The organism is Streptococcus sp. HMSC074F05 (assembly GCF_001808725.1).
GTDB classification, from domain to species: domain Bacteria; phylum Bacillota; class Bacilli; order Lactobacillales; family Streptococcaceae; genus Streptococcus; species Streptococcus parasanguinis_I.
Genome location: NZ_KV794411.1, coordinates 302,775 through 323,815, shown reverse-complemented (window position 1 = coordinate 323,815; position 21,041 = coordinate 302,775). Strand labels below are relative to the sequence as shown.

The following is a 21,041-nucleotide window of genomic DNA, read 5'->3' as shown; positions in this document are numbered from 1 at the left end:
ACTCCTATCCCCTTATTATATCATCTCAGTCCCATTTGGTACAATTTCTTTTTATAAGCATCGAAATCGACGAGCAAGCCTTGGCCCCCATACATATCGTAGGCATCGACCCAATCCCCATTTTCTGGGATGGTCACTCGTTCAATTCCTTTTCCAGCACTTCCAACCAGGCCAAGTCCATTAGTCAATAGGAAAGAGAAAGGTACATTGGTAGACGTCATAGCAAAGACTTTCCCAAGGGCTTCTGATCCCGTAAAGAGTTTGGTTGGATCCTTGATCTGATGCATGATAGCAGACATGACCTCTTGCTGGCGACGGGTTCGGCCAAAGTCCCCTTCATCATCCTTACGGAAACGCGAGTAATTGAGAAGAGTCCGACCATCCATCCGTTGTTTTCCAACCTTGATGGTTTGTTGCGGAACGACACCGTCTTTCATATTCAAATCGTCTGGCACTTCCACTTCACTGACCTTTTCGCCATCAACCGTTGAAAACTGCGCATTCATCTCGACCCCATTTGGGAAGAGGGTATCGATCGCTGTCGCAAAGGTCTTGAAATCGACCATAGCGTAATATTGGATGTCAATGTCAAAGTTATCTTTGAGCATCTGACGAACCAATTCAGCCCCTTGGTTGTTATTTTGCTCGCCGATAGTGAAGGCAGTATTGAGCTTCTGGTCATAGTAGCCATCATATTCAGGAATATTTTGCTGGCTCACTCCATCAATATGGACCAGTGTATCCCGCATGAAGCTGACCATCTTGATCTTTCCTTCTTTGTTATTGACATTGACCACCATGATGGAGTCTGTCCGGGTTTCATCTGACTTCTCACCGATCCGACCATCTGTCCCCAAGATCAGGATATTGACCCCATCTCGCGACTTCTTACCGTTAAATTTCTCGACGACAGCAGGCTTGGCATCTTTACCAGCTGGTTTACTGTTGAGGCCTTTCACAAACATAAAGACCATGCCACCGATAATGAGCAAGAAAAAGAGAGCTATCCACTTGAGGATCCGCTTGACGCGGATCTTTTTCCGTGGTTTCTTAGGTAGATCGCTCGTCGCAGCGACTGCTTTTTTCTTTGTTTTTCTGCTACGTGATTGGTAAACAGGAAGGTCACCAATCGGTTCAGCAATCTCCCCTTGCACTTCTTCAGTAGCAGCTACTTCAGGCTGTTGAAGGGGTTCTGTTTCCTCATAAACTCCTTGGCTTTTTTTGAGCAAATAATTGTATTCTAGTTGTTCTCGTTCATTCAAATAATGAAAATTTGAGTATAAGTACTCTAATCGCTTTCGCTCATGGTGAGATAGAAAGTTGGATTCGTTACTCATCTTTTCTCCATTCCGTTATCTTTTAAGGTATAGACCTGATACTGACCCAAGACTTTTGTCTGAATGCCCAGACTGTCTAATTCTTGATAGGCAAAGTGCACAAGATCAGGCGCTTCATTTAGGAGGTCAATAATGAAAAAGTATTCTCCTAAAGCTGTTTTTAGAGGGCGACTTTCAATCTTGGTTAAATTGATTCCCCGCCAAGCAAAGGTGGACAACCCCTTATAGAGGGCTCCTGCCAGATTACTAGGCAAGGTTAAAGCCAAGCTAATCTTTTGAAGGACTGGACTTAAAGTTTCTGAAATCAAGGGCTCTTTTGCCCCTAGAATCCAAAAACGCGTGTAGTTGTCCTCGATTTCTTGGATGTCTTTGGCCTGGACTTCCAAACCGTACTCACTTGCTGCTGCCAGAGGGGCAATCGCTGCAATCTCCAATTCTGGATGTTCTGCTACATAGCGGGCTGCATAGGCTGTTGAAGCCGTCATTTCCATGGCCACATCTGGATAATGGGCCCTCAGAAAAGCCTTCCCTTGAGCCAGGGCCTGTGGATGCGAATAGACCGTTCGAATAGGCCGATCTTTTCTAGCCACCAAGAGCTGTTGCTTAATGAGATAGACCACTTCTGCAACGGCCTGGATGGTCCCTTGGTGAAAGAGGTAATCGATGGTCTCGTGGACACTGCCTTCGATAGAGTTTTCAACGGGGACGACTGCAAAATCAATTTCTTGATTTTCATAGGCCTTAATAACATCTGTGATCGTTCGATAAGCGATGCGTTCAGAAGTTGGAAAACTATGAGTCACCACATCGTGGGTAAAAGATCCCTTGGGACCTAGATAGCCTACAAGCATCGAATAATCTCCGCAATTTCGTCAGGTGTTTTGTCCTTAACATCCACAATATGGGTAGCAATCGCTTCATACAAAGGCAAACGGCCATCAAAAATCTTCTTGAATTCTTCTTTGGTATTGTTTAAAAAGAGGGGACGTTGCATAGCTTTGTCATTTTGAATGCGACTGTACAAGGTTTCAAAATCCACGCGCAAATAAATGTTGTATGGATTTTTTTCCAAGAGGGCACGGTTATGAGGATTGACGACAATCCCGCCACCAGGGGAAATAATGGCTGCCTCGTTTTCCAATAAACGTTCCAGCATTTCAGCCTCGCGGCGACGAAAGGCAGCTTCTCCTTCCACTGCGAAATAGTCATTGATCGACATGCCGATCTCTTTAACAATTAATTCATCCATATCATGGAATTTTGGATCAAGAATCCGGCCAACGGTCGTTTTTCCAGCTCCCATAAAACCAAGTAAAATTTTAGCCATGCAGTAAGGTCTCCAAATCTTCAAAAAAACTAGGGTAACTGGTGTTAATGGCCTCTGCCCGATCCAGCATCACATTTCCTTCACTCACTAATAAGGCAGCAATGGCAGCCATCATCCCAATCCGATGGTCTCCAAAGGTCTCTAAGTCAGCTCCATGCAGGGGAGTCGGACCAGTGATGAGCATTCCGTCTTCCGTTGGCACAACATTGGCTCCCATAGCATTGAGGCTATCTGCTACGACCTGGATGCGGTCCGTTTCTTTCACACGAAGCTCTTCAGCATCCGCAATCACAGTTTGACCATTGGCTTGTGTCGCTAGTAAGGCAATAATCGGCAATTCATCAATTAAGCGTGGAATCAACTCCCCATCAATCCGAATCCCTTTTAAGGACGAAGTCTTGACGGTAAGACTTGCCGAGACAGCTTTTTCATCACGATCCTCAACAGTGAGATTTCCCCCCATTTCCTGGATGACATCGAGAATCCCTGTCCGCGTTTGGTTGATGCCAACATTTTCAATCTTGATCTCACTATCTGGAAGGATGAGCCCAGCCACTAACCAAAAAGCCGCACTGGAAATATCTCCAGGAACAATGACTGTTTGACCTTTGAACTCTTGTCCACCCTGGATGTGGATAGTTTTTCCGTCTACCTGGATCTCCCCACCAAATTGGCGAATCATATCCTCTGTATGGTCACGGGTCTTTTCCTTCTCGATAATCGTCGATTTACCCTCAGCCTGTAGAGCAGCAAAGATGAGAGCCGACTTGACTTGAGCCGATGCGACTGGCAAACGGTAATGAAACGGTTGTAGCTGATGGGTTCCTTTTTCATGCAAAGGCGGGCAATCGCGCTCTCCCTGGCCAACAATTTCTACTCCCATTTGACGCAGTGGAATCGCTACACGATCCATAGGCCGTTTGGAAAGACTATCGTCTCCGACCATGGTCACTGAAAAATCCTGGCCCGCTAGGACACCTGATATCAAACGAATAGAAGTCCCTGAATTCCCCATATCAAGGGGAGCGGTCGGAGCTTGAAGGCCCTGAAAGCCTACCCCTTGAATCCGAATCACATCCCCGTCATCCTGGATGGAGACTCCTAAATCTCGAAACACCTGGATTGTAGAGAGCACATCTTCGCCTCGCAAGATATCATAGACCTTGGTTTCACCTGTTGCGAGACTTCCAAAAATAATGGATCGGTGACTGATGGATTTATCACCAGGCACACGAATGATGCCCCTGAGACCCTTGCTATTGGTTCTTAATTTCATTGCCTTCTCCAGATGCTTTTCCTCATATTCTATCATAATTAAGGTATGAATTCAATTTTTGATCAAAAATTTGGAACAAAAAACGAATGTTTCCAAGCATTTTTTGAGCATCTTTCTATCTCTTGACGAACGAAAATACCAGAGTGAATTCACAACTCTGGTAGTCTTCTTATTTGTATAAATCTTGAATAGGTTCAAAAATAATCTTTTCGAGATCCGCAAGATAAATAGATAATTGTTGTTGTTTGGTGAAAAATTCATTCACAATTGGACTTGCTTGGATTTTTTCCATATAGTCCTTCATTTCTTGTTGCACAGCTTCTGTTGGAAGTTGACCGGATTGCATCAAGCCTTGCAGTTGATTTTGAAAAGCGACGTATTCGTCAAACAAGGTTTTCGCTTCTGGATTTGCCTCGATCGCTTGCTTGCTTTCTACAACAGCCTTGTATTCAGGAAGGTCTCGCAGGGTCCGAGAGAGTTCATTTGCGACATCATAAATATTTGCCATTTTATGGGCTCCTTTACTGATATGATACTTCTATTATACTGCTTTTCCCTCAATATTCCTAAAACGAAGCAGACAATTTGATGCAAATCCTTCTGTAGACCTAGCGAGCAAGGACGGTATAAGAGGTCGCCCGGCTGATCAATGTTTGAGCCCGCTCTTGATCCTCTGCATTTTTAAAGGTCAGCTGCAAAATCCCGTGGATATCTTCACGATTCTCTTCATTGATGTGAATATTAACCAAGGAAATCCCTTGTAGAATTTTCAGGATCTCAAGAATGACGCCTTCCTGATCGGGAACATCAATAAAGAGATCATAGGCACTATCGCGCCCAGGACGCTGATAGATCTGCATTTCCTTTCGGTGCTTGCGTCCCTCATGGAAAAATGACCAAATGGCCTCTTCGTTATCTGCTTGAATGGTCTCGGCCACCTGATCCAAACGTTCTTTGAAATCTGCAATCCGTTCTAATATAGCTTGAGGATTGGACAAGAGAATAGAGGTCCACATGCCTGGCTCACTTTCTGCAATCCGTGTCATATCCCGAAAGCCACCAGCCGCAAAACGTCTAGTCATTTCATGCTCTTCTCCATAAGCTACGGCCTGCTCGACCAAGGTCGAGGCTAAAATATGAGGAAAATGACTGATCTGGGAGGTTACCCGATCGTGTTCCTCAGCATCGATTTCGATAAAGCGGGATCTCAATCCACTCAGAAGCTCTTTCAACTCTTCCATGGCACCCCCCGTGGTCAAGCTAGAAGGGGTAAAAATATAATAGGCATTTTCAAATAAGGTTGCATCTGCTGCTGCAGCACCTGTCTTATGACTACCAGCCATGGGGTGTCCTCCCACAAAGCGTACATCCTTATCTGTAAACACTTTTTCAGCTTGTGCGACAATTTCTGCCTTGGTAGAGCCTGCATCAGTCACCAGTACCTGGTCTTTCAAATTCAGGCCAGCTAAGGTTTCTAAGTAAGATTTGGTTTGCTTGATGGGAAGGGCCAAAATAATGATATCTGCTAAAGGGGAAAAGGCTGCGAAATCATCCGTCACCTGATCCACCATTCCTCTTTCAAGGGCGATGGTTCGAGAGGCTTCACTACGATTGTAACCAAGAATGGTCACATGTGGGTGGGCCCTTTTAATCCCTAGCGCGAGTGAAGCACCAATCAAGCCCAGTCCTGCAATATATACAACTTTCTTCTCCAAAGGAAAACTCTTTCTCTTAAAAATTCTTCGTAAAGTCCCGGTGCTTAGCAACAGCTTCTTTCAATTCTTCCAAGTTATCGGATGAGAATTTTTCAAGCACTTCTGTCGCAAGGACTGTTGCGACCACTGCTTCCATCACCACTCCTGCAGCTGGCAGAGCCGTTGGGTCGCTGCGCTCAACCGTTGCCTTATAAGGCTCATGGGTTTCAATATCCACACTCATCAAAGGTTTGTAGAGGGTCGGAATAGGCTTCATGACACCACGAACCAGAATGGGCTCACCATTGGTCATGCCCCCTTCAAAACCACCAAGATTATTGGTGCGACGGGTATAGCCGGTTTCTTGAGACCAGATGATTTCATCCATAACTTGACTACCTTTTAGGCGACCTGCTTCAAAACCAAGACCAAACTCCACTCCCTTAAAGGCATTGATAGAGACCACTCCTTGAGCGATTTTGGCATCCAATTTCTTGTCCCATTGCACATAGGATCCTAGTCCAACAGGCACACCACCAACCAAGGTTTCCACAATTCCCCCTATGGTATCGCCATCTTTTTTCACTTGGTCAATATAGGCCTTAACGGCTTCTTCTTGTTCTGGCACAACGATCGAAACTTCCGACTGACCTGCCTTTTCCTTGATTTCTGAAACGGTTAGATTCTCGGGAATTGCAATCTCGATTCCCCCAAAATTCACAATGTGGCTGGCTACTTCAAGGCCGATCTCTTCTAAAATTCGTTTAGCAACTGCACCAACGGCTACGCGCATGGTCGTCTCACGGGCAGAAGAACGTTCGAGCGAATTACGAAGATCGTCAAAACGGTATTTGATTCCTCCGACTAGATCAGCATGGCCAGGACGTGGCTTGGTGATCTTGCGCAGATCTTTCTTTTTCTCTTCGACCGGTGCTACATTCATGATTTCCAGCCATTTTTGGTGATCCAGATTGGTCACGTTCAGCGTAATCGGACCACCCATGGTCAAGCCATGACGGACCCCTGATGTGATCTCAACACGGTCACTCTCGATTTTCATCCGTGCCCCACGACCATATCCACCTTGTCGACGTTTAAGCTCTTTATTAATATCCTCTTCAGATAAAGGAAGGCCTGCCGGGACCCCCTCGATGATGGCTGTTAATCGAGGACCATGGGACTCTCCTGCTGTTAAATATCTCATACGACCTTATTCCTTTCTTTCTAAAAAGTCCTTCATTTCTTGAAGAGGGATTTGATGAATCGCAGCTTGCCCCAACTCTGGAACAATCACTAATTTCAAGCTAGTACCACGCGCTTTTTTGTCATGGGTCAAGGCTTGATAAAGGGCTTCCTTATCCCAGTTCTCATAGGCCACCGGAAGTCCAAATTTCCGACACATTTCTTCGATTTGTTGGCTGATTCCCTTTGGCATCAAGCCCTTTTCTTCTGCAACTCGTGACAGCTGCACCATGCCCATACTAACGGCTTCCCCATGCATGACCTGTCCATAACCCGCTGTCGCTTCAATGGCATGACCAATGGTATGCCCAAAATTGAGATACAGTCGAATACCATTGTCCAGCTCATCTGCCACCACATGGTCACGCTTCACCAGACAAGAATGAGAAATAATGCTCTCTGCATGCTCTAAAATACTTTCGACAGAGCCATCCATAGCTTCCAACTCTTGCCAAAGTTCCGTATCTTGGATGAGACCGTACTTGATGACCTCCCCCATTCCTTCGATTAATTCACGGTGTCCCAAAGTGCTCAACACTTCAGGATCAATGAACACACCGTCCGGTTGGGCAAAGGTGCCCACCATGTTTTTGGCAAATGCTGTGTTGACTCCAGTCTTTCCACCGATAGAAGAGTCCACCTGGGCGGTTAAGCTAGTCGGAATCTGAACAAAGGAAATTCCCCGCATATAAGTCGAGGCCGCAAAGCCAGCCAAATCACCAACTACGCCACCCCCAAGAGCAACAATTCCATCACTGCGCGTCATGCCCTGGGTAGCTAGAAAGTCATAAACTTTTGAAACAGTGGTCAAATTCTTACTGGCTTCGCCTTCAAGAAACTCAAAGCGCACCACTTGAAAACCAGCTTTCTCAAGGCTCTTCTCTACGATAGAGGCATATAGCTTAGCCACGCGGTTATCGGAAATAATGGCGACTTTTTTATCGCCCCAAAGAGTGCGCAACCAGTCTCCAACCTGGTTGAGACCACCTCTTTCAATCACAATATCATAGGAATGTCCTGGAATAGGTACCGATACGTTCATAGGAATCTCCTTCACGTTTTTCTTTGATTCTATCTTATCATGAAATAAGGTACATGTCTCAAACAAAATGAAAAAGAGACTAGAGCAAGACTGTTTTTTAAAAAATCAGTTCCTGTTCTAATCTCATAAAGTTTTTCAATAGGGAAAGGTAAAACTCTCTCTTAGTCACATACAAATTGGCGATATTCTGTTGTCAATGCTTCCCATACAGACTCTGTAGGAAATACTTTCCCAGTCATTAATTCAAAGGCTGCTTCAGCTTGATAAAAGAGCATTCCCAGCCCATTTACCCTCTGGTTTCCTTGATTCACTGCTAATTGCAGAAAGGGGGTCACTGCCGGATAGTAAGCCATCTCTACGATTAAGGCCTGTGGGGGAAAGGTCAAGTGACTCGCTATCGGAAGAGACTGACCATCCATCCCAACACCAGTCGCATTTAAGATGAGATCGGCTTGATTAAAGGAGCTTTGAACGTCTTCATCTTTCTCAATCGCATACAATTCTATCAAGAAATCAAAGCCTTCTTCAATCAACTGAACTATTGAACGATAATGAACCAATCTTTCCTCTCTCACAAAGACAAGGATACGTTTTACACCTAGATGAATCGCCTGTGCAATAATCGCTAAAGCTGCACCACCTGCACCTAAGAGAACCATTGTTTTTCCCTTAATAGAGAAAGCAGGAGGTAAACTACGAAAGAAACCAATCCCATCCGTATTATAGCCTTTAAGCTTACCATCGCGGTGAACGATAGTATTGACAGAACCGATCTTTCGGGCCATCTCATCCACTTCATCTAAGTAAGGAAAGACCTTCTGCTTGTAGGGCATGGAAATGTTGGCCCCAATCATATCCAACTTACGAATTTGGCTGATGGTGCTTTCTAAGTCTTCTTCAGCAATATCCCAAGCTAGATAAGCAGCATTGGTCGCTGTTAATTCATAAGCTAGATTATGGATGAAAGGAGAAATACTATGACGAATGGGATGGGCAATGACCGCTGCCATCCGAGTATATCCGTCAATCTTCATTTAATAACTCCCGAATTCTTCTCATATTTTCAAGAGGAATTTGACCTGGAGCACTTTCATCTCCGACTCTAGCATAAGACCAAGAAGAGCCTGTCAAATCAGCTGTCAAGCGCGAAATCTTCCCGACCTTGCCCATGGAAATCGTTACATATTCTTGCTCAGGGTTCAGTGTCTTGAAACCACGCGTATAATTCATCAAGTCAAGAACATCTTGTTCATTGTGGGCCATGACAGATACTTTGACTAATTTTGGAGAAAAGCTGGTCAATTCCGATAAGATCTCCATCATATTTTCCGGAGTTTCTTGGAAATTGTGGTAGCTAAGAACAAGATTTGAAAATTCCAACATCTCTTCAAAGACTTCACGGTGACTATAATACTCGAAATCGATATAATCCGGATGATAGATGGATTGAATATCTTTCAGGATCCCAACATATTCTTCATTAGTCAGCTCCATCCCTCCACCTTCAGCTCGAGTCCGCAAGGTGAATAAAATCTCGCGTCCAGCAAATTTCTCAAAAACTGCAGGAGCGACGGTTAAGATCTCGTTTTTTTCTAAAAAGTCCGCACGCCACTCAATGACATCCGCATCATCGTAACGCGAACCATCTAGTTGTTGCGCCTCTTCTAAGGAGCGAGGCATAATCGACACAACTAACTTCATACATCCACCCTAATCGTAAATACTTTTAAGTAATTACTACTTTCTTCTTTCTTGTTCCATCGAAAATCTCCCGGAAGGCCGTATTCTGCTACATAACGATGTTTACGCCCTTGAAATCCCTTTTCGATTTGTTTTTTAAATTTTTCTTTGGTCACATTTGCCGCATTGGTACTGAGAATCACGGTCCCACCTGGATTTAAAATCTCGAGGGCCTCGCTCACCAACCGATGGTAATCTTTAGCGACTGAAAAGGTCCGTTTTTTATTCCGCGCAAAGCTAGGCGGATCGAGTACGATCACATCATAGCTTAGCTCATGGCGTTTGGCATATTTGTAATAGTCAAAGACATCCATCACGACAAAACGATGAGCATCCAGCGCCAAGCCATTTGCCACAAAATGCGCTTCTGATAATTCTCTACTTCTCTTAGCCAGATCGACCGAAGTCGTCTCTACTGCTCCGCCCATGGCAGCTGCAACAGAAAAAGCAGCTGTATAAGAGAACATATTGAGCAAGGACTTACCAGCAGCGAGCCCCTCAACTAAACTTCCTCGGACTTCATGCTGGTCCAAAAAGATCCCCGTCATCAAGCCATCATTGAGAAAGACTTGGTAAGAGACCCCATTTTCAAGAATCAAAAATTCTTGCGGAGCTTCTTCTCCATAGACATGAGCCGATTCATAGTCCAAACCTTTAAAGCGAATCTTTTCATAGCCGCCTCGGACTTCTGAAAAAGCTTCTTGAAAGGCTGCTAGAATGGTTTCCTTAATCTGAAATACGAAGGGATTGTACCAAGAAAAAACAACAAACTCACCATATAAGTCAACCGTAAAGCCACCAAAACCATCTCCATCTTGGTTAAAGAGACGAAAGGCCGTCGTCGTTTCATCCGCATAATAAGAACGACGGTATTGCTTGGCTTTGATGAAAAGCTTTTTAAAAAAGTCTTGATCAAAAGCGACCAACTCTTGTGAAACAAACCATCCAATCCCTTTATTTTGTTCAGATAAGTATCCGACTCCGAGGTATTGTCCATCTCCTGAAAGCAATTGAACCTCTTGATCCAAAGCAGGAAGTGACTCAAAATCTTGCTTTTCAAGAAGGGATTGTCCTTGTTTGATTTTTGTTGCGACTTGGCGACTAACTGTGAGTTTTTTCATATCCTCTATTATAGCAAAAGTCTGCAGTTTTCACAAAGAGAGGCTTTATTTACTGGAACTTTTTTTACCGTTTTATCCTAGCTTTCATCATTTAGCTTCAAATGATATAAAATGCCGGATCTTTCCTATTTCTTTCCTCTCCTTTACAGTCATTTTTTTCTTTCTCCATAAAATTGTGGTATACTTGTATATGAAAATTTTTAGGAAATAAGACAAGGAAGTAACATTTTGTGAAAAAAATTACGAATTCGATACTCAATTTCATGAGTACCAGACTAGGATTTGTCTTGACCCTTCTGTTGCTCTACTGGTTCAAAACCATGTGGGCCTATTCAGTTGATTTTAATTTAGACATTCAGGGACCGTATCAGATTTTTCTAGCAGTGATCAACCCATTGCCGATTAGTCTGCTCTTCATTGGTCTTGCACTTTATATCAAACGAACCAAGCTCTTTTATAGTTTGGCCTTTGGGATCTACCTTCTCTTATTTATTTGGTTGATTTCCAACTCCATCTATTATCGAGAGTTTACAGACTTCGTAACGGTCAATACCATGTTGGCTTCCAGCAAGGTTTCTGCCGGTCTCGGAGCTGCTGCTTTAGAATTGTTCCGACCTTGGGATGTGATCTACATTCTAGATTTCCCTATTCTAGCTTTCTTCTTCTTTAAGAAATGGATTCGAATGGACAATCGTCCCTTCAATAAACGAGCTAGTTTTGCGGTTACCTCTTTATCGGCTATGCTCTTTTCGGCCAACCTTTTCCTCGCAGAAATTGACCGACCTGAGCTCTTGACTCGTGGGTTCTCAAACTACTATGTCGTTCGTGCCCTAGGCTTACCAGCCTTTCTGGGTTATAGCGCTAATCAGACCTATGCTGCCAACAAAGAACGTTCCAAAGCCTCCGAAGCAGATTTAAAACCGGTGGAAGAATATATCCAACAGCATTATGCCAAGCCTAATCCTGAGTACTTTGGAATGGCCAAAGGCCGTAATGTTATCTACATTCACTTGGAAAGTTTCCAACAATTCTTGATCGATTACAAGTTGAAAGTAGACGATAAAGAATATGAAGTGACACCTTTCTTAAACTCACTTTACCACTCGAAAGAAACCTTTGCCTTTTCAAATGTTTTTAACCAAGTTAAGGCAGGGAAAACGTCTGATGCGGAGACCATGATTGAAACAGGCCTCTTCGGACTCAACCAAGGTTCCTTTATGGTGAACTATGGTGGAACCAATACCCAACAGGCTGCACCATTTATTCTTTCAAAAAATGGTTACAACTCAAGCGCTGTTTTCCACGGGAATGCTGGAAGTTTCTGGAACCGGAATACCGCCTATAAACAATGGGGCTACAATTACTTCTTTGATGCCAGCTACTTCACCAAACAAAACAGCAGCAATTCCTTCCAGTATGGTCTTAATGACAAATACATGCTCAAGGATTCCATCAAATACCTAGAAAGATTGCAACAGCCTTTCTATACGAAGTTCATTACGGTTTCCAACCACTATCCTTATACAACTAGCTTGTCAGGAGATGATCTCGGCTTCCCTCTAGCTAAGACTCAGGACGAAACCATCAATGGCTATTTTGCGACCGCTAACTACCTAGATTCTTCGATCAAGGCCTTCTTTGATTACCTGAAAGAATCTGGTCTTTACAAAAATTCCATCATCGTTCTCTATGGGGACCACTACGGAATTTCAAACTCCCGCAACCCAGCTCTTGCCCCTCTACTTGGTAAGAACTCTGAAACGTGGTCAAGCTATGACAATGCCATGTTGCAACGCGTTCCTTATATGGTAGTTATTCCTGGAATGGACAAAGGAGGCATTATCAACACCTATGGTGGCGAAATTGATATGCTCCCAACCTTGGAACATTTGCTAGGCATTGAATCCAACAAATTCCTCCAAGTTGGTCAAGATATGCTCTCACCAGATCATGATCAAATCGTCGCCTTCCGCTCCGCTAACTACTTTGTAACTCCAGAGTATACGAGCTATAGTGGCCGGACCTATTACACCAAAACAGGTGAGGAAATCACGAACCCAGACGAAAAAACCAAGGAAGAACTGGACAAGATTAGGGAGGCTGCTAACCTGCAATTGAAGATTAGCGATAGCATCCAGACCGGTGACCTCCTTCGCTTCTTCAAGGGCAATGATCTTGGAAAAGTCAATCCAGATGATTATTCCTACACTAATTCCTTCAAGGCATTGAAGAAGATTGAAAAGGAAAAAGGTGACAAATCAACCAGCCTTTATAACCAACGTGGCAATCAGTCCACCGTTGATCTCTTCAAGGCACCTACTTATAAAGAATTGCACCCAGAAGACGATAGTTCTTCCTCAACAGAGACCAGTAGCAGTTCTTCTAAATAAAAAGAATCCCTGAGTTTTTAAACTCAGGGATTTTGTGATTCCTTTAAAAAGAACTTAGTCTAGGACTTCAAAAACAGAAGCCGTTAAATTCTCCACATAGAATGGCCGTTTATGACGACTATTTCCAACCATCAATTTCAATTTATCTGAATTTTGGAGGTAATATGGAAGTCCGCTGGCGTTGAAGATGACCAAGTACTTCTTGTCTCCTGTTAGTTCAAATATCAGAAGTCCACTACAATCAGTTGCAGATTGGATAAAGACTTGTTGGTAGATTTTATCATAGCTTTCAAGCCCTAAGACAGGAAGACTTGTCTTCAAATTGATCAAGCTTCGGATATAGGCAATTGATTCCTTGTTTTGACTGACCAGATCCCAGTTGACCTGATTCACAAAATCTGGAGCATTGTAGGAATTCATGGCCCGCTCACGATCCAAAGGTGTGATTTCTCCATCAGGACCTGTCGCTACCAATTTAGTCCGCATAAACTCTTGACCCAATTGCATAAAGGTCATACCCTGGAAGAGCAGGTTCATGGCCGTAGCCAACTCTGAGCGCTTGACTAAGCCTGCTACTTCTTCATTTGGATGGAGGGTCTGAAGCAAGTCATAGAGATTATAATTGTCATGAGCCTCCACATAATTCAAAACCTGATTCGGACTTAAATAATGACCCAGCTCTGCACTGCCTAGAACAGCACGCGCAACGATATTCTCTGTTGATTTTCGGCTGACAAAGCCACGTTTGATGGAACCATAAACCTCAGCTCCTTTAATAGCATCGCGCTCCGTGTCGTTAAAGAATCCAATACGTGGCAATTGCACCGCATTGTCTTTCTTAGCCTTATCCTCTGGTGCGAGACCGGTTCCCATATCCCAACCTTCTCCATAAAGGAGAATGCGAGGATCCAGAGCATCCATCGCCTCCCGAATAGCATTCATTGTCGTCACATCGTGAATGCCCATCAAATCAAAGCGGAAACCATCGATCTGGTACTCTTTGACCCAGTGCGTAAGGGAATCAATCATGTACTTGCGGTACATTTCATGCTCACTTGCCGTCTCATTTCCGACACCTGTCCCATTTTGGAAGCGCCCATCTGGCTCCATCCGGTAATAATAATCGGGCACTGTATTTTGGAAAGGACCATGCTCAGTTGAGTAGGTATGATTGTAGACCACATCTATGACTACCGAAATCCCAGCGTCATGATAAGCCCGGATCATAGTTTTAAGCTCTTTCATGGTTTGTTTGGGATTGGATGGATCCGTTGAAAAACTGGTTTCTGGTGCAGAATAATTCTGAACGTCGTAACCCCAATTGTAGGTCACACGACCTTCTTCATCGTACTGTTTATAGCGATCAGATATCGGCTGTAATTGCACAACATTGACCCCTAACTGACGGATATAATCAAAGGCAGTCGCATCGCCATGGCTATTGACAGTTCCTTCTTGGCAAGCCCCCAGATAGGTCCCACGCAAAGACTCGTCTACACCTGATGTCGGTGACTTGGTCAAATCCCGAAGGTGCATCTCATAGATCACTGCTTGACAAGGATTGTCCAGGCGCCAGGGAGTCGCATCGGCGCCTTTTTTAGTGCCCCAATCAAACTGACGATCTGCTCTTGAGAGAATGGCTGAGCGCATTCCATCGGCTGTCGTTGCAATGCTATAAGGATCGCGCGTCACTTGATTCTGGTGTTCAAAATGCACACGATATTGATAAGCCATGCCACTTAAATTTCCTAGAAAATCTAGAATCCAAACACCGTGGGTGTTTTCTGGATGGTAGCTAGACTCTTGTTTGCCTCGCATCATCGGAATAGTCTTCCAAATAGGCGCATCCAAGTCTGTTGATTGATAGAGCAACAATTCAACTTTCTTGGCAGTAGGAGCCCATAGTTTAAAGCAATACTCCCCTTCTTCCTCCCGATGACCAAGCCAGCCTTGATAAGCCCATTTGGTGTCAAATTCCTTGGCATGGGTCGCCATATCGTAGGCATGAGGCTGACGATGACTATAAGCATGACTCGTCAAAGCAGCTTGCAAAGAATAATAGACAGTATCGTCCCCATCGAGAATCCAAACTTCTCGAACATGCCCTTCTGGTAAGAGTTCGATTTCAAAATCACGGGTTTTGGTGAGCCAATCTCCCTCTTTAACCAAGACATGACCCCGGTTCAAGGCATCCTCACTCTCATATACCAGATTTCCCTCTACTCCAAAATAATCTAACTTGGAGAAAGAGACTGATTTTCCTTCTACTTGATCCTGCCATTGCCACATATCATAGGCAAAATAATTTCCTTTTTGCTTATGAAAATGAAGCTTTACATGGTATTGTCGCATAACATTTTCCTATTTCCAATTTGATACCGAAGGAACCATTCGCACGTGAAACACGTACATGGTTCCAACTATTTGTTTTTATTCTTCAGATGTGTGAACCAAAGCATCGTTGTTGATTTCATCAATATTTGCAAAGAATTCCAAGTGATTATGAAAGACTTCCAATTCAACTGGAGTATCTCCCCCATATTCGCCATCTAGATTGATGCGGAATGGTTGAGCATTTTTCCCTAACATTTCGATCGACAACTTCTTGGTCTTAAGATATTCTACATTTTCATCGTGCACATGCTTGCCTCCATTAATAGCCTGAATCATCAAGGACAACATGTTAAAGAGATTGGCAGTCTTGACGATAATCAAGGTAAAATTTCCATCATCGAGCTTAGCATCTGGTGCGACACTTTCAAAACCAGCAATGGAGTTGGTCAAAGCCACAAAAATCATCGAAGCTGGACCTTCAAAAACGCCATTATCGTGTTCGATCCGCACCTTACGAGCCTTGTTTCGCGGCAACATTTTAGCAGCTTCTGCTACATAGGCAAAGTAACCCAAGCGAGATTTAACACTACTTGGAACACTGAAGGTCAATTCTGTCATGGTTCCTGCTGCAGCAATGTTGATGAAATACTTGCTGCCATAGGCACGACCAATATCCATCTGAATGGTTTGATTTTTTTCAATAATGCGGGCAGCTGCCACAGGATCGCCCATCGGGATCTTCAAGGCACGTGCATAGTCATTGGTGGTACCGGTCGGGATAAAGGCCATCTGCGGACGATTTTCCAGACCTGCAACCCCATTGACCACTTCGTTAATCGTACCATCTCCACCAGCAGCAATGATTAAATCAAAGCCTTCCTTAGCGGCTCTTTCTGCTTCATTTTGGGCAGAAAATGGTTCTGGAGTCGTTTGATAAGCGCTAGTTTCATAGCCCACATCTTCGAGTACGTCCAAGACTTCCGCAATATTTTTCTTGATAATTTCTTGCCCAGAGGTCGGATTATAAATTAAACGGGCTTTTTTTATTCGTTCTACCATAAAGATCCTCTATAAACTTTCAAGCCAGGCCTCATCTTCTACCTGGATTCCTAATTCTTGTGCTTTGGTTAATTTGCTACCAGCGTCACTACCTGCAACGACCAAATCTGTTTTTTTGGAAACCGATCCAGTTACCTTAGCGCCCAGACTTTCTAATTTTGCCTTGGCTTCTGAACGCGTGAGTCGCTCTAGCTTCCCAGTCAAAACGACTGTCATTCCTGATAGGGCCGCATCAGCAGCGACTTTCTCACCAAGATAAGCCAGATTGACGCCAGCTTCTTTAAGCTCTTGCAAGAGACGCTTGGATCCTTCTTGCGCGAAAAAACGCTTGAGGCTTTCAGCCACAACCATACCGAGACTGTCAATGCTGGCAATTCGTTCTGGATCAGTTGTAGCCAATTGATCGAGGTCATGGAATTCTTGGAGCAAGATTTGACTAACCTTGCTACCGACATGGCGGATCCCCAAACCAAAGAGTAATTTCTCAGCTGAATTGTCTTTTGAAGCTTGAATGGCTTCATAGAGTTTTTCAGCAGATTTTTCTTTAAAGCCTTCCAAGGTCAATAGATCATCGACTGTAAGACGATAGATCCCAGCTACATCCTCTACCAACTGAGCTGCGAAGAGTTTCTCCACAACAGCTGGACCCAAGCCAGTGATATTCATAGCATCCCGACTGGCAAAGTGGTTCAATCCTTCCTTAATCTGTGCTGGACAGAGCGGATTGATACAGCGAAGGGCCACCTCATCCTCGAAATGAAGCAACTCACTCTGACAGCTCGGACAATGAGTTGGAATGGCTAATGCTTGATCAGAGACTCGCTTATCTTTAACAACACGCAAGACCGCAGGAATGATATCACCAGCCTTGTAGACAATGACGGTATCATCCTGATGAATATCTTTTTCGGCAATATAGTCCACATTGTGTAAGGTTGCCCGACTAACAGTGGTTCCGGCTAGCTGGACTGGAGTTAGATTGGCAGTTGGCGTCACGACTCCGGTCCGTCCAACCGTCCAATCGACTGATAAAATTTTTGCTTCTTTTTCTTCAGCTGGAAACTTATAGGCGACAGCCCATTTAGGAGCTTTTACGGTAAAGCCTAGTTCTTCTTGAACAGCTAGGTCATTGACCTTGATGACAATCCCATCGATATCGTAGGGAAGATCCTCTCGAAGCTGAGCTACTTTTTGGATGAAGTCCCAAATTTGCTCCATATCCTCAGCCAGCACTCGCTCTTGGTTCACGACAAAGCCTAAGCGGGCTAATTTCTCAAGCACGCCTTCCTGACTGCTTTGATCAGTTGGACTCACTTCTTGATACAAGAAGGTTGCGAGATTTCGCTTGGCCACGATTTTCGTATCCAATTGGCGAAGCGTTCCTGCAGCAGCATTTCGTGGATTAGCAAACTCCGGCTCGCCGTTTTCTTGACGGATCTGATTGACCCGATCAAAGGAAGCCCGTGGCATATAGCACTCGCCTCGAACTGTAATGTTCACTGGCTCTGGTAACACTAAAGGAATGTCCTTGACCCGCTTGAGGTTCTCTGTAATATCCTCACCGACAGAACCATCCCCACGTGTCGCCCCCGTTACGAGGACTCCATTTTCATAGGTGAGGGAAATGGACAAGCCATCGATTTTCAGCTCACATACATAGCTGATAGAAGGAAATTCCTTACGGACACGCTGATCAAAGGCTTCTAATTCTTCACGCGAAAAAGCATCCTGCAAACTATAAAGGGGATACTGGTGCTGGTATTTGGTAAAGCCTTTTAAAACCACCCCACCTACACGGTGAGTTGGACTCTCTGGTAAGATCTCATCAGGATGAGCGGTTTCTAGTTCCACCAACTCCCGATATAATTGATCATATTCACTATCTGAAACAGATGGAGCGTCTTTTGTGTAATACTCGTAAGCATATCGATTGAGTAATTCCACTAATTCTTTCATTCTGGTTTTCATGTTCTTATTTTATCATAAAATCTTAATTTAGCCTTGAATTTACTGCATTCTTAGCATTAAAAAAAGGAGCCAAAGCTCCCTTTTCTTATTTTGTAAAATCGATCCGTTTAGAAAGTTGATTGATCACAATCGCTCCAAAAATCAAGGATGCGAATTCACCCAATCCCATAGTCAACCAGTTATAGAGGAATGGTTGGCCTTGAAGGTAGTATAGTTCCAAGGCAATCGTAAACATGGAGATGGAAAAGAAAATCGCAAACAAGAAATGGTCCAAGCGAATAAGACCGTCAAACAAGAACTTGTTTTTGAATCGACCAAATAGAATGAGTCCAAGTCCTAAGAAGACAAAGGTTGAACCTCCACCAACAAAGACATCGATCCATCCAAAACTAAATAAGTTAGCAATCATACAACCAAGCGTCACCGCAATCAAGTACTTCTTATTGTAAAAAGCTAAGAAATTCATCATTTCCGAAACACGGAATTGATAGCCATAGTAGGCCATAGCGTTGAGAGGTGGGGTAATGGTCAATACGATATAAATCGCAGCAACAATGGCAATTTGTGCCATATCACGAGCAGTTAACTGTTTCATTTATTCTCCTTTAGCGGTTTTCCCGCGTGTAATATGCTTGGCGAAAGGATCTTAAGCACCAAGGGTTGAAGGTTTGATTTCTTCAACCTTTCAAGTATAGCATATTTTGAGGTTTTATGGTAGACTGAATTTATGAAAACACTAATTAAAAAATTTTTTGATAATGAAATTTTATCCTATCTCTTTTTTGGAGTTGCCACAACCATTGTTTCCGTCGGAACCCGCCTCTTCATCTATCATGTGTCTCGTGATGAACGATTAGCGACCGCGATTGGAAACATTGCCGGGATCCTCTTTGCCTTTGCGACCAACGATACCATTGTCTTTAAACAAGAAAGAAAGGGCTGGTTTCAGCGCTTGATCCGATTTGCGATTGCGCGCTCTGGAACCTTTATACTGGACATGGCCTTGACTGAGATTTTTGTCAAGCAGTTCCCAGGAATTATCGGTCAATTCGTCCACAACAACAAGAGCCAGATCAATCTAATCGAAACCCTCTTTGCACAAGTGGCCATTGTGGTCCTCAATTACGTCTTTAGTAAACTCTTTGTCTTTAAAAACAAAAATAAGGCTTGAAACGATTGTTTCAAGCCTTATTACTTTAAACTTCTATACTTGCATGTTCTGCACTTAATTGATAGATGGTGCCTTCAACCCCAAAATAATCCTTGGCTAGATCTTTCAATTCCTGCATGGCTGTTTGTGCCCGTTTGGCCTGTTCTTCGTTGATGGCCTCAATCACCAAAATAGCGTCCTTGGTATCTTCTGTTAACATGGTTCTTTGAGCCTCACGCCAATTCAAACAACGGCAAACGGCGCCTTCTTGGTCGTAGTAGATGATCTCCCCTTCCAAAGCTGGTGCATCTTCTTCAGCTCCTAATGGAAAGAAAGGTTCGCCTCCTTTCGCTTGTCCTAGAGAAAGTCCACCCACCAATTTATCCATATCTTCTCCCCCACAAGGAAGGGCATAAGCCATAGAAACACTATTGTAAAGATCCACCAAAGGATTAATCGGATAGAATTCACGCCCCTGGTGAACCCGTTTTAAGAGTGCCTCGATTGAAGATCGGGCTCCTTTTTTTGTTTTAAACTTGCTAAAAGCTTGGCGCCACTCTTGAACGAACTCACTCTGGGTATAGTTTTCTTCATCGATAAATTCCCATGCTCTCTTGGCACCCTTGTCCAACAATTCTTTGAAATAAGGATCCTTGGCTTCATCTACTGTATTATCAATACCATACAAGGACATTACTGTAATTCTAGCTGTTGGAAATAAATCCCAAAATGCTTGATCGACTGTCACTTTCATTGTTTTACCTCACTATAATTTCTTTTTTGACCTTTTTTGACTAGTTCCCAATCCAAGGTGATATTCTCACGAACTCGGATCAGATACTCCTCTAACTGTGCGACTTCTTCTTTGGGAAATCCTTTTAAGGCAGTTGTCTCAGAGTAAAGATGCTCCCCTAAAATGAAGGGGTAAATCTGCTTACCTTTTTCAGTTAATTCCCATTCCTTGATTTTAAGGTTTTCACCCCTTGGACGCTGTTGAATCAAGCCTCGTTCTTCTAGTTTTTTTACAGACCTTGCAACGGTGGATCGATCTACTTTCAGGACTTCAGAGAGTTCTTCCTGAATCATTCCAGGTTGCTCGGCAATTCGCACCAGGTAAAGGTATTGACCACGCGCCAAATCCAAATCTCGAAATTCAATATTTGCTATAGAATCCAGAGCTCGCGCAATGATGCCGATCTCACGCAAAATACTCATCTCACTCCTCCTTTCCTATTGACAATAGAATAACACATTTTTATTGCAAATGCAATAAAAATAGATAAGAAAAAAAGAGGCTGGGACAAAATTCCTAGCCTCTCAATTATTTTTGAATTGTCGAGCAAGACGCAGTGGTTGAGTGG

19 protein-coding genes and 1 riboswitch are annotated in these 21,041 nt (G+C 43.7%); of the genes, 2 read left to right on the top strand and 17 right to left on the bottom strand.

Annotated features, from left to right (window positions below; translation table 11 throughout):
* Window positions 1–20 precede the first annotated feature (20 nt).
* The 11 genes from HMPREF2685_RS05285 to HMPREF2685_RS05235 all read right to left on the bottom strand — a co-directional run bounded on the left by HMPREF2685_RS05285 (window position 21) and on the right by HMPREF2685_RS05235 (window position 10,779).
* On the bottom strand, window positions 21–1,337 hold the full coding sequence (locus HMPREF2685_RS05285; protein ID WP_070465744.1) for an LCP family protein: 1,317 nt from the start codon (window positions 1,335–1,337) through the stop codon (window positions 21–23).
* On the bottom strand, window positions 1,334–2,188 hold the full coding sequence (pheA, locus tag HMPREF2685_RS05280) for a prephenate dehydratase (protein ID WP_070465741.1): 855 nt from the start codon (window positions 2,186–2,188) through the stop codon (window positions 1,334–1,336). Before pheA ends, HMPREF2685_RS05285 begins: the two co-directional genes overlap by 4 nt.
* Complete coding sequence (locus HMPREF2685_RS05275) at window positions 2,179–2,664, bottom strand: shikimate kinase (RefSeq protein WP_049506069.1); 486 nt, start codon at window positions 2,662–2,664, stop codon at window positions 2,179–2,181. Before HMPREF2685_RS05275 ends, pheA begins: the two co-directional genes overlap by 10 nt.
* Window positions 2,657–3,940, bottom strand: coding sequence for a 3-phosphoshikimate 1-carboxyvinyltransferase (gene aroA, locus HMPREF2685_RS05270; protein WP_049522893.1), 1,284 nt, complete (start codon window positions 3,938–3,940; stop codon window positions 2,657–2,659). The genes HMPREF2685_RS05275 and aroA overlap by 8 nt, the downstream gene beginning before the upstream one ends.
* A 169-nt stretch (window positions 3,941–4,109) precedes the next feature.
* Window positions 4,110–4,448, bottom strand: a complete 339-nt coding sequence (locus HMPREF2685_RS05265; protein WP_003014453.1) for a YlbF/YmcA family competence regulator — start codon at window positions 4,446–4,448, stop codon at window positions 4,110–4,112.
* Window positions 4,449–4,548: 100 nt separating this feature from the next.
* Window positions 4,549–5,655: a prephenate dehydrogenase gene (locus HMPREF2685_RS05260; protein ID WP_070465738.1), complete on the bottom strand. Its 1,107-nt coding sequence runs from the start codon at window positions 5,653–5,655 to the stop codon at window positions 4,549–4,551.
* 16 nt (window positions 5,656–5,671) lie between these two features.
* Window positions 5,672–6,838: a chorismate synthase gene (gene aroC, locus HMPREF2685_RS05255; protein ID WP_070465735.1), complete on the bottom strand. Its 1,167-nt coding sequence runs from the start codon at window positions 6,836–6,838 to the stop codon at window positions 5,672–5,674.
* A 6-nt stretch (window positions 6,839–6,844) separates the two neighbouring features.
* The gene (aroB, locus tag HMPREF2685_RS05250; RefSeq protein WP_049490715.1) at window positions 6,845–7,918 is read right to left on the bottom strand and encodes a 3-dehydroquinate synthase; all 1,074 of its coding nucleotides are present in this window, start codon (window positions 7,916–7,918) and stop codon (window positions 6,845–6,847) included.
* Window positions 7,919–8,079: 161 nt separating this feature from the next.
* Window positions 8,080–8,952: a shikimate dehydrogenase gene (gene aroE, locus HMPREF2685_RS05245; RefSeq protein WP_049490714.1), complete on the bottom strand. Its 873-nt coding sequence runs from the start codon at window positions 8,950–8,952 to the stop codon at window positions 8,080–8,082.
* Window positions 8,942–9,619 carry a type I 3-dehydroquinate dehydratase gene (gene aroD / locus HMPREF2685_RS05240; RefSeq protein ID WP_045759330.1) on the bottom strand — a complete coding sequence of 226 codons (678 nt, stop codon included), beginning with the start codon at window positions 9,617–9,619 and terminating at the stop codon, window positions 8,942–8,944. The genes aroE and aroD overlap by 11 nt, the downstream gene beginning before the upstream one ends.
* On the bottom strand, window positions 9,616–10,779 hold the full coding sequence (locus tag HMPREF2685_RS05235; RefSeq protein ID WP_045759329.1) for a class I SAM-dependent rRNA methyltransferase: 1,164 nt from the start codon (window positions 10,777–10,779) through the stop codon (window positions 9,616–9,618). Before HMPREF2685_RS05235 ends, aroD begins: the two co-directional genes overlap by 4 nt.
* A gap of 230 nt (window positions 10,780–11,009) precedes the next feature.
* On the opposite strand from HMPREF2685_RS05235, the gene HMPREF2685_RS05230 reads away from it, so the two are divergent.
* Entirely contained in the window at window positions 11,010–13,169 is a 2,160-nt protein-coding gene (locus tag HMPREF2685_RS05230; protein WP_049474753.1) for an LTA synthase family protein, read from the top strand.
* A gap of 54 nt (window positions 13,170–13,223) precedes the next feature.
* On the opposite strand, the gene pulA is transcribed toward HMPREF2685_RS05230, so the two are convergent.
* From pulA to HMPREF2685_RS05210, 4 genes are all read right to left on the bottom strand, one after another.
* The gene (gene pulA, locus HMPREF2685_RS05225; protein WP_070465730.1) at window positions 13,224–15,521 is read right to left on the bottom strand and encodes a type I pullulanase; all 2,298 of its coding nucleotides are present in this window, start codon (window positions 15,519–15,521) and stop codon (window positions 13,224–13,226) included.
* Window positions 15,522–15,599: 78 nt separating this feature from the next.
* Complete coding sequence (locus HMPREF2685_RS05220) at window positions 15,600–16,562, bottom strand: diacylglycerol kinase family lipid kinase (RefSeq protein WP_070465726.1); 963 nt, start codon at window positions 16,560–16,562, stop codon at window positions 15,600–15,602.
* A 9-nt stretch (window positions 16,563–16,571) separates the two neighbouring features.
* Window positions 16,572–18,530: an NAD-dependent DNA ligase LigA gene (ligA, locus tag HMPREF2685_RS05215; RefSeq protein ID WP_070465723.1), complete on the bottom strand. Its 1,959-nt coding sequence runs from the start codon at window positions 18,528–18,530 to the stop codon at window positions 16,572–16,574.
* Between the two features lie 85 nt (window positions 18,531–18,615).
* Entirely contained in the window at window positions 18,616–19,125 is a 510-nt protein-coding gene (locus tag HMPREF2685_RS05210; RefSeq protein WP_045759324.1) for a QueT transporter family protein, read from the bottom strand.
* Window positions 19,123–19,229: riboswitch (PreQ1 riboswitch) on the bottom strand. (Overlaps the previous gene by 3 nt.)
* Before the next feature lie 28 nt (window positions 19,230–19,257).
* Between HMPREF2685_RS05210 and HMPREF2685_RS05205 the strand changes: the two genes are divergently transcribed.
* The gene (locus HMPREF2685_RS05205; RefSeq protein WP_021153029.1) at window positions 19,258–19,701 is read left to right on the top strand and encodes a GtrA family protein; all 444 of its coding nucleotides are present in this window, start codon (window positions 19,258–19,260) and stop codon (window positions 19,699–19,701) included.
* A 25-nt stretch (window positions 19,702–19,726) separates the two neighbouring features.
* On the opposite strand, the gene HMPREF2685_RS05200 is transcribed toward HMPREF2685_RS05205, so the two are convergent.
* Both HMPREF2685_RS05200 and HMPREF2685_RS05195 read right to left on the bottom strand, forming a co-directional pair.
* Window positions 19,727–20,434 carry a B3/B4 domain-containing protein gene (locus tag HMPREF2685_RS05200; protein ID WP_070465720.1) on the bottom strand — a complete coding sequence of 236 codons (708 nt, stop codon included), beginning with the start codon at window positions 20,432–20,434 and terminating at the stop codon, window positions 19,727–19,729.
* A complete protein-coding gene (locus HMPREF2685_RS05195) occupies window positions 20,431–20,895 on the bottom strand; it encodes a MarR family winged helix-turn-helix transcriptional regulator (protein ID WP_049483230.1) in 465 nt (154 codons plus the stop codon). Before HMPREF2685_RS05195 ends, HMPREF2685_RS05200 begins: the two co-directional genes overlap by 4 nt.
* Between the last annotated feature and the right edge of the window lie 146 nt (window positions 20,896–21,041).